This window comes from Phenylobacterium sp. (assembly GCF_036963605.1).
Taxonomy (GTDB): domain Bacteria; phylum Pseudomonadota; class Alphaproteobacteria; order Caulobacterales; family Caulobacteraceae; genus Phenylobacterium.
On the sequence record NZ_JBALUY010000121.1, the window covers coordinates 1 to 6378 of the forward strand.

Genomic DNA, 6378 nt, shown 5'->3' on the forward strand with positions numbered 1-6378 from the left:
GGCGGTACGCGCCGAAGCGCACGCGCTTCCGTTCGAGGCCAATGCGTTCGACGCCATCGTGTGCATCGACGCCTATGAGTACTTCGGAACGGCTGACACCTACCTGGCCTACATCACCCGATTTCTGAAGCCCGGCGGGCGCCTCGGCATCGCCACGCCTGCGATGCGCCGAGACGTCCGCGACCTTGGCCAGATCCCGCCCCACATCAAGGCCTGCGTCGGCTGGGAGGCCATGGCGTGGCACAGCGCCGATTGGTGGCGGTTCCATTGGGCGATCACCGAGCTGGTGAGCGTCACCTCTGCCCGTATGCAGGCCGACGGCTGGGCGGACTGGCTGCGCTGGACCCGGGCCGGACACTCGCCGGATAAGGATAGCGTCATCGCCATGCTCGAGGCGGACGGCGGCGAACTGCTGTCCTTCGCCCTTGTGACCGCCGTCAAGTAAGCAGGCGTTGGCGGCGGACGGCGCGCGGCGGTGAAGGTCCCCCAGCCGCAAATGGCCAAGGCCTCCGTCCTCATCCTGAGGCGCCCAGCGAAAGCCGGGCCTCGAAGGACGAGGGCGGAGGCGCGGCCATAGACCCGGCCTCGCAACCCCCCACACGTCATTCCCGGCCTTGTGCCGGGAATCCCTCTCGACGCTTGCGCCCGCCCTCGACAGGGATGCTCGGGACAAGCCCGAGCATGACGCGTGGGAGCGCTGGGTCTAGTATCACCCTCGGCGAAACGGAGAGTGCGATGAGCGATGCGGTCGGCCCTGGCGATCTGGTTCTGTGCGTCAATGCGGCCCCCAATCACGTCAACGGCCGGCCGGTGCCCCTGCAGGCCGGCGAGACCTACCGGGTCTGGGCGGTGATGGACTTCCCCTGCCCCTGCGGCAGCTCCGACGCCCTGATCGATGTCGGCATCGACTTCGCCTGGTGCCAGTCGCGGTTCAGGCTGCTCCCCAAACCCAAGGCCCAGGCCAGGCCCCAGAAGGTGTCGGCGCCGCGGGAGAAGGAAACGGTGCGGTAGAGGGTTGGCCCCTCGGCGGGCGAGGGCCCAGAGCGGTTCGGAGATGGTGGATTTGCTGAACGACAGCCGCATAGGCCTGGCAGCGGTGCAGCTCCGGGACGCCCTTAGGCGGATGGCTGTGGCTGCGGTCATAGCCCTCTCATTTCCGATGTTCGCCGACGCGAGCGAGATCGAAGGCCCTGCGCGCTTCTGCGGCTACTCGACGATCATCGATCTTTTGCCGGGCGAGAAGATCACGACGCTAGGGGGCGGAATCCACGGCGGGAGCTTCCGTTGGGAGGGGCCGTTTGGATCGCTGGATGTGTACGGAATAGGCTGGGCCAGTCGGCCACCGGGGCGGATCGTTAAGAGTCAAACAGACTCAAAACCAGCTAGGTTCGCCCAGCGCCGGGTGGACAAGCAGTATGAGATCGCCATTTGGAATGGGGGTCATGGCGCTGCTTACTTCAGCTCCAACAGACCATTGAACTCTGACCAGCTGAAGGCCATCGGTAGGGTGCAGCTATTCGAGGAGGGGGAAGACCCCTTGGGCTGCAGCCTTCGCCCACGCTTCGTCTGGGACTGACTGATCGTAGGATAGGATTTGCCGCCTCGCTTCGTGCCCTTTGCGCTCCTTGGTGTCCTTCGTGTCCCCTCTTGAGGCCCCCCGCCCGCTACTCCCGCTTCAGCAGCCGCTCAGTGAAGAGATTCCCCCACCACTGGCTGCGGAAGTCGGCCTTGATGGCGTCGGGGTCGTAGGCGGGGCTTTCGACCCATTCGATGAAGGAGAGGCCGGCGGGTTCGCCCTCGGCCAGGTATCGCTCGAAGGTGTAGTCCAGCACGCCGGTCTTGCCGGCCTTCATGTGCAGGTAGCGCAGGTGCAGCTGGTCCAGCGCCTCGCGGATCGTCTTGCCCTTGCGGAAGTGCATGTAGAAGACGCTCATGATGCCCGCCCGGTCCGCCCCGGACTTGCAGTGCATCAGGGCCGGATATTCGATGGACTCAAACAGGTCCCGCGCGCCCAGCACCCGGGCGCGGCTGGGAACCTCGCGAGACGTGATGGTGAAGTCCACCAGGGTCAGGCCCAGCTCTTCGCAGGCGGCCTTTTCAAGCACGTGGAAGCTGCCGTCGAACCCGCCGCGCAGGTTGATGATCGTCTTGATTCCCCGCGCCTTCCAGCCGGCCAGCTGCTCGGGCGAGGGCTGGTTGGTGCGCACCAGCTCCTCGCTGATCCAGTGGGCGTTCTGGAAGCGCAGGCGCAGGAAGGCGTGGTCGTTCCACATATAGTCCCGCAGGGCGCGCTTGCGGCCTTCGGGGGTGCTGAGGTCGAATTGGGCCAAGGGGCGCTCCGGGATTTGCCGCATAACTAGGCGTTCGGGCCGTCCAACGGAAGCCTTGAGCCCTGCCGTTGACTTGACTTGCAGGCCGCGACGGACGACGCCAGGGCCATGAGTTCCACGGCCACCCCGGAGCCTGACAAGACGCCCGCCCGCGTCCTGATCGGCCGCATCGCGCAGGTCTATCTGAAGCCGCGCTGGAAGGGGTTCGCCCTGGCGCTGGCAGCCGCCATCGTCGTCGCCTTCTCCAGCGCCAAGCTGGTCCAGATTCTGGAGCCGGCGATCAACGACCTGCTGGTGGTGCAGAAGCCCGGCGCCATCTGGGCCATTCCGCTGGCCATCGCCGGCTACGCCATCCTGCGCGGGGTCGCCCAGGTGACCCAGGCCTCCCTGGTCAACTGGATCGGTAATGGCGTCGTCGGCGACGTGCAGGTGCAGCTGTTCGGCAAGCTGGTCCGGGCCGACCTCGCCCGCCTGCGGGGGCAGCATTCGGGCGCCTATGTCTCCTCGGTGCTCTATGACGCCGGCCTGATCCGCGAGGCGGCCACCTCTGGCCTCGTCAACTACACCCAGCATTTCCTGACCGTGATCGGGGCGGTTCTGGTCATGGTGTCGAACGACGCCATCCTGACCCTGGCCATCCTGCTGGCCGCGCCGCTGGCCACCGGCATCATGCGGCGGTTCTCCAGGAAGACCACCAAGGCCGCCAAGGGCGCCATGGCCGAGACCTCGGCGCTGTCGACCGCCATCATGGAGAGCCTCGACGGGGTCCGCGTCGTCAAGATCGAGAACCGCGAAGCCTTCGAAGAGGCCCGGGTGGCCGAGGTGGTGGCCAGGCGCCAGGCCCATCTGGTCAAGGGCGCCAACGCCCGGGCGGCCGCGGCGCCGGCCACCGAGACCCTGATGACCCTGATCGTGGCCGGGGTGATGGCCTATGCCGGCTGGCGGGCCGCCAGCGGCGCGATGAATGTCGGCGCCTTCGTGGCCTTCATCGGCGCGCTGGGCATGGCGTCCCAGTCCCTGCGGCAATTGGCCAATCTTCAGACCGTGTTCGCCGAGGGCCTGGCCGGGGCGCGGCGGCTGTTCGAAGCCCTGGACGTCGAGCCGCTGATCCGGGAGCCGGCCAACGCCCGCACCGCGCCGCGCAGCGACGGGGCCATCGCCTTCGAAGAGGTCAGCTTCGCCTATGGCGAGGGGGCGCCGGCGCTGACCGGGGTGACCTTGAGCGCCAAGCGCGGAGAGACCATCGCCCTGGTCGGCCCTTCGGGCGGCGGCAAGAGCACCATCCTGAACCTGATCCCGCGCTTCTATGACGTGACCGCCGGCAAGGTGACCATCGACGGAACGGACGTCCGCGACCTGACGCTGGCCTCCCTGCGCGAGCAGATCGCCCTGGTGACCCAGGAGCCCTTCCTGTTCGACGACACCATCCGCGCCAACATCGCCTATGCGAGGCCGCAGGCCACCGAGGCCGAGATCGAAGCCGCCGCCCTGGCCGCCGCCGCCCATGACTTCATCTCCGAGCTTCCGGCCGGCTACGCCACCCTGGTGGGCGAGGCCGGCGCGCGGCTCTCTGGCGGCCAGCGCCAGCGGATCGCCATCGCCCGGGCCTTCCTGAAGGACGCCCCCATCCTGCTGCTGGACGAAGCCACCAGCGCGCTGGACACCGAGAGCGAAGCCCAGGTGCAGGCCGCCCTGACCCGCCTGATGGCGGGTCGCACCACCATGCTCATCGCCCACCGTCTGTCGACCGTGCGCGGCGCCGACCGCATCTATGTGATCGACCGCGGCCAGGTGGTGGAGACCGGCGACCATGCCAGCCTGGTCCAGGCCCAGGGCCTCTATGCCCGGCTGGCCAAGAGCCAGGACCTGGAGACGGAGAGCGCGGCGTGAAGGACCTGTTCCGGCGCCCGGCCGTGCAGGCGGTCCTGGGCTGGCTGCTGGCCGCCTATCTGCAGCTGATCCTGAAGACCGTCCGCTGGCGGCACGTGGATGACGCCTGCCTGGAGCCCTTCCTGACCGACAGGACTGGGCTGCTGGCCCTGATGTGGCACGGACGCATTCCGCTGTCCCTGGCGACGGCCCCCAAATGGTGGCCCAGGGGCAAGACCCAGGTGCTGGTCTCCCCCTCCTCGGATGGGGAGTTCGTCGCCCAGGCCCTGGACCGGGTGGGCTTTCCCTCGATCCGCATGTCCTCGGCCAAGAAGGGCGACTCGGCCAAGGCCCGCGCCGCTGTGGCCGGCTTTCGCCAGGCCCTGGGCTTCGTGGGCGACGGGGGCGCCCTGATCATCAGCCCCGACGGTCCCCGCGGCCCCAATGAGGTCGTGGCCCCAGGCGCGGTGCAGATCGCCAAACGCACCCAGGCGCCCGTCTTCCTGATGGGCCTGGCGGCCGCGCCGTCCCTGCGGCTCGACAGCTGGGACAAGGTCATGCTGGCCGCCCCCTTCGGACGCGGGGCCGTGGTCTGGGACGGCCCCTTCTATGCGCCGGCCGAGGCCCAGGACCAAGAGATCGCCGAGCTTTGCGCCGACTGGTCGGCCCGCCTCTCGGCCGCCACCCGCCGAGCCGAGGCCCTGGTGGGCGCCGCGCCGTTGCCTGCCACGGCGGCGGATGAGACATAGGGCCATGGCGCACGACCATCCCGACCATCACCACGACGACGCCCCTGACCATGACCATGGTCATGGGCACAGTCACGGGCTCGGCGGCCACCATCATCACGCGCCCAAGGATTTCGGCCGGGCCTTCGCCATCGGCGTGGTCCTGAACAGCGGCTTCGTCGCCGCCGAGGTGGCGGCTGGCCTGTGGTTCGGCTCGCTCGCCCTGCTGGCCGACGCCGGCCACAACCTGTCGGACGTGATGAGCCTGCTGCTGGCCTGGGGCGCCGCCAGCCTCGCCAGGCGCAAGCCGACGGGGCGCCGGACCTATGGCCTGCGCAAGGCGACCATCCTGGCGTCGCTCGCCAACGCCATCCTGCTGCTGGTGGCGGTCGGCGCCATCGTCTCGGAAGCCGTGCGGCGGATCGCCGATCCTGCGGAAGTCGCCGCCGCCCCGGTGATGATCGTCGCGGCGATCGGCGTGGTCATCAACACCGCCACGGCGCTGATGTTCATGGGCGGCGCCAAGGGCGACCTGAACATCCGCGGCGCCTTCCTGCACATGGCCGCCGATGCGGCGGTCTCCCTGGCCGTGGTGATCGGGGCCGGCGTCATCGCGCTCACCAGCCTCTACTGGCTCGACCCGGTGCTGAGCCTCTTGATCGTGGCGGTGATCCTGATCGGCACCTGGGGGCTCTTGCGAGACTCTGTCGACCTGGCCCTGGACGCCGCCCCCCGGGGGATCGATGTCGAGGCCGTCCGCGCCTGGCTCGCCGGCCTACCCGGGGTGACCGACATTCACGACCTGCACATCTGGGCCATGAGCACCACTGAGACGGCGCTTACCGTCCACCTCACCCGCCCCGACCATGCGGACCCGGACGGCTTCCTGCACACAGCCTGCGAGGGGCTGCAGGGGCGGTTCGGCATCGGCCACGCCACCTTGCAGGTGGAGACAGGCGAGGGCGCCCACTGCCGGCTCTATCCGGCTGAGGTGGTGTGAAGCCCCGTCCCCGCTCCCTTGGCCTCACCGCCTATCGCCTGGCCCTTGCCGCACTCGAGCCCCTGGCGCCGCGCCTGCTGCGCGCCCGCGCCCGGCGGGGCAAGGAGGATCCTGAGCGGCTGGACGAGCGCCTGGGCCAACCCCGCTGCGCCCGGCCGCCCGGCGACATCATCTGGCTGCACGGGGTGAGCGTCGGCGAAAGCGTCTCCCTCCTGCCGCTGGTGGAGGCGCTCATCGAGCGCCGGCCGGACCTGAATCTGCTGGTCACCTCCGGCACCCGCACGGCGGCCGAGCTCCTGTCACGGCGCCTGCCGGCCGGCGTGATCCATCAATACGCCCCGGTGGACGGCCCTCGGGCGGTGGCGGGCTTCCTCGACCACTGGCGCCCGGCTGCGGGAATCCTGGTGGAGAGTGAGCTTTGGCCCAATCTCATCATGGGGGCGGCCGAACG

At 69.2% G+C, this 6378-nt stretch carries 8 protein-coding genes; 7 read left to right on the forward strand and 1 reads right to left on the reverse strand.

Annotation, left to right across the window (positions count from 1 at the left end):
- From V7702_RS16235 to V7702_RS16245, 3 genes are all read left to right on the forward strand, one after another.
- On the forward strand, window positions 1–445 hold a 445-nt coding region (locus V7702_RS16235), incomplete at its 5' end, for a class I SAM-dependent methyltransferase (RefSeq protein ID WP_335651123.1).
- A gap of 290 nt (window positions 446–735) precedes the next feature.
- Window positions 736–1011 carry a hypothetical protein gene (locus V7702_RS16240; protein ID WP_335651124.1) on the forward strand — a complete coding sequence of 92 codons (276 nt, stop codon included), beginning with the start codon at window positions 736–738 and terminating at the stop codon, window positions 1009–1011.
- Window positions 1012–1054: 43 nt separating this feature from the next.
- Window positions 1055–1576, forward strand: a complete 522-nt coding sequence (locus tag V7702_RS16245) for a hypothetical protein (protein WP_335651125.1) — start codon at window positions 1055–1057, stop codon at window positions 1574–1576.
- Window positions 1577–1664: 88 nt separating this feature from the next.
- Here the strand turns inward: V7702_RS16245 and V7702_RS16250 are convergent, their stop codons facing one another.
- Window positions 1665–2330, reverse strand: coding sequence for a fused DSP-PTPase phosphatase/NAD kinase-like protein (locus tag V7702_RS16250; RefSeq protein ID WP_335651126.1), 666 nt, complete (start codon window positions 2328–2330; stop codon window positions 1665–1667).
- Between the two features lie 108 nt (window positions 2331–2438).
- On the opposite strand from V7702_RS16250, the gene V7702_RS16255 reads away from it, so the two are divergent.
- From V7702_RS16255 to V7702_RS16270, 4 genes are all read left to right on the forward strand, one after another.
- A complete protein-coding gene (locus V7702_RS16255; RefSeq protein WP_335651127.1) occupies window positions 2439–4220 on the forward strand; it encodes an ABC transporter ATP-binding protein in 1782 nt (593 codons plus the stop codon).
- Window positions 4217–4948, forward strand: coding sequence for a lysophospholipid acyltransferase family protein (locus tag V7702_RS16260; protein ID WP_335651128.1), 732 nt, complete (start codon window positions 4217–4219; stop codon window positions 4946–4948). Before V7702_RS16255 ends, V7702_RS16260 begins: the two co-directional genes overlap by 4 nt.
- 4 nt (window positions 4949–4952) lie before the next feature.
- Window positions 4953–5927: a cation diffusion facilitator family transporter gene (locus tag V7702_RS16265; protein WP_335651129.1), complete on the forward strand. Its 975-nt coding sequence runs from the start codon at window positions 4953–4955 to the stop codon at window positions 5925–5927.
- Window positions 5924–6378, forward strand: a 455-nt coding sequence (locus V7702_RS16270) for a 3-deoxy-D-manno-octulosonic acid transferase (protein ID WP_335651130.1), incomplete at its 3' end; no start/stop codon positions are given. The genes V7702_RS16265 and V7702_RS16270, both read left to right, overlap by 4 nt.

Bases quoted from the DNA above. Each gene is read 5' to 3' on its own strand.
- V7702_RS16265 (WP_335651129.1), top strand. From the start codon at position 4,953: ATGGCGCACGACCATCCCGACCATCACCACGACGACGCCCCTGACCAT.
- V7702_RS16255 (WP_335651127.1), top strand. From the start codon at position 2,439: ATGAGTTCCACGGCCACCCCGGAGCCTGACAAGACGCCCGCCCGCGTC.
- V7702_RS16245 (WP_335651125.1), top strand. From the start codon at position 1,055: ATGGTGGATTTGCTGAACGACAGCCGCATAGGCCTGGCAGCGGTGCAG.
- V7702_RS16240 (WP_335651124.1), top strand. From the start codon at position 736: ATGAGCGATGCGGTCGGCCCTGGCGATCTGGTTCTGTGCGTCAATGCG.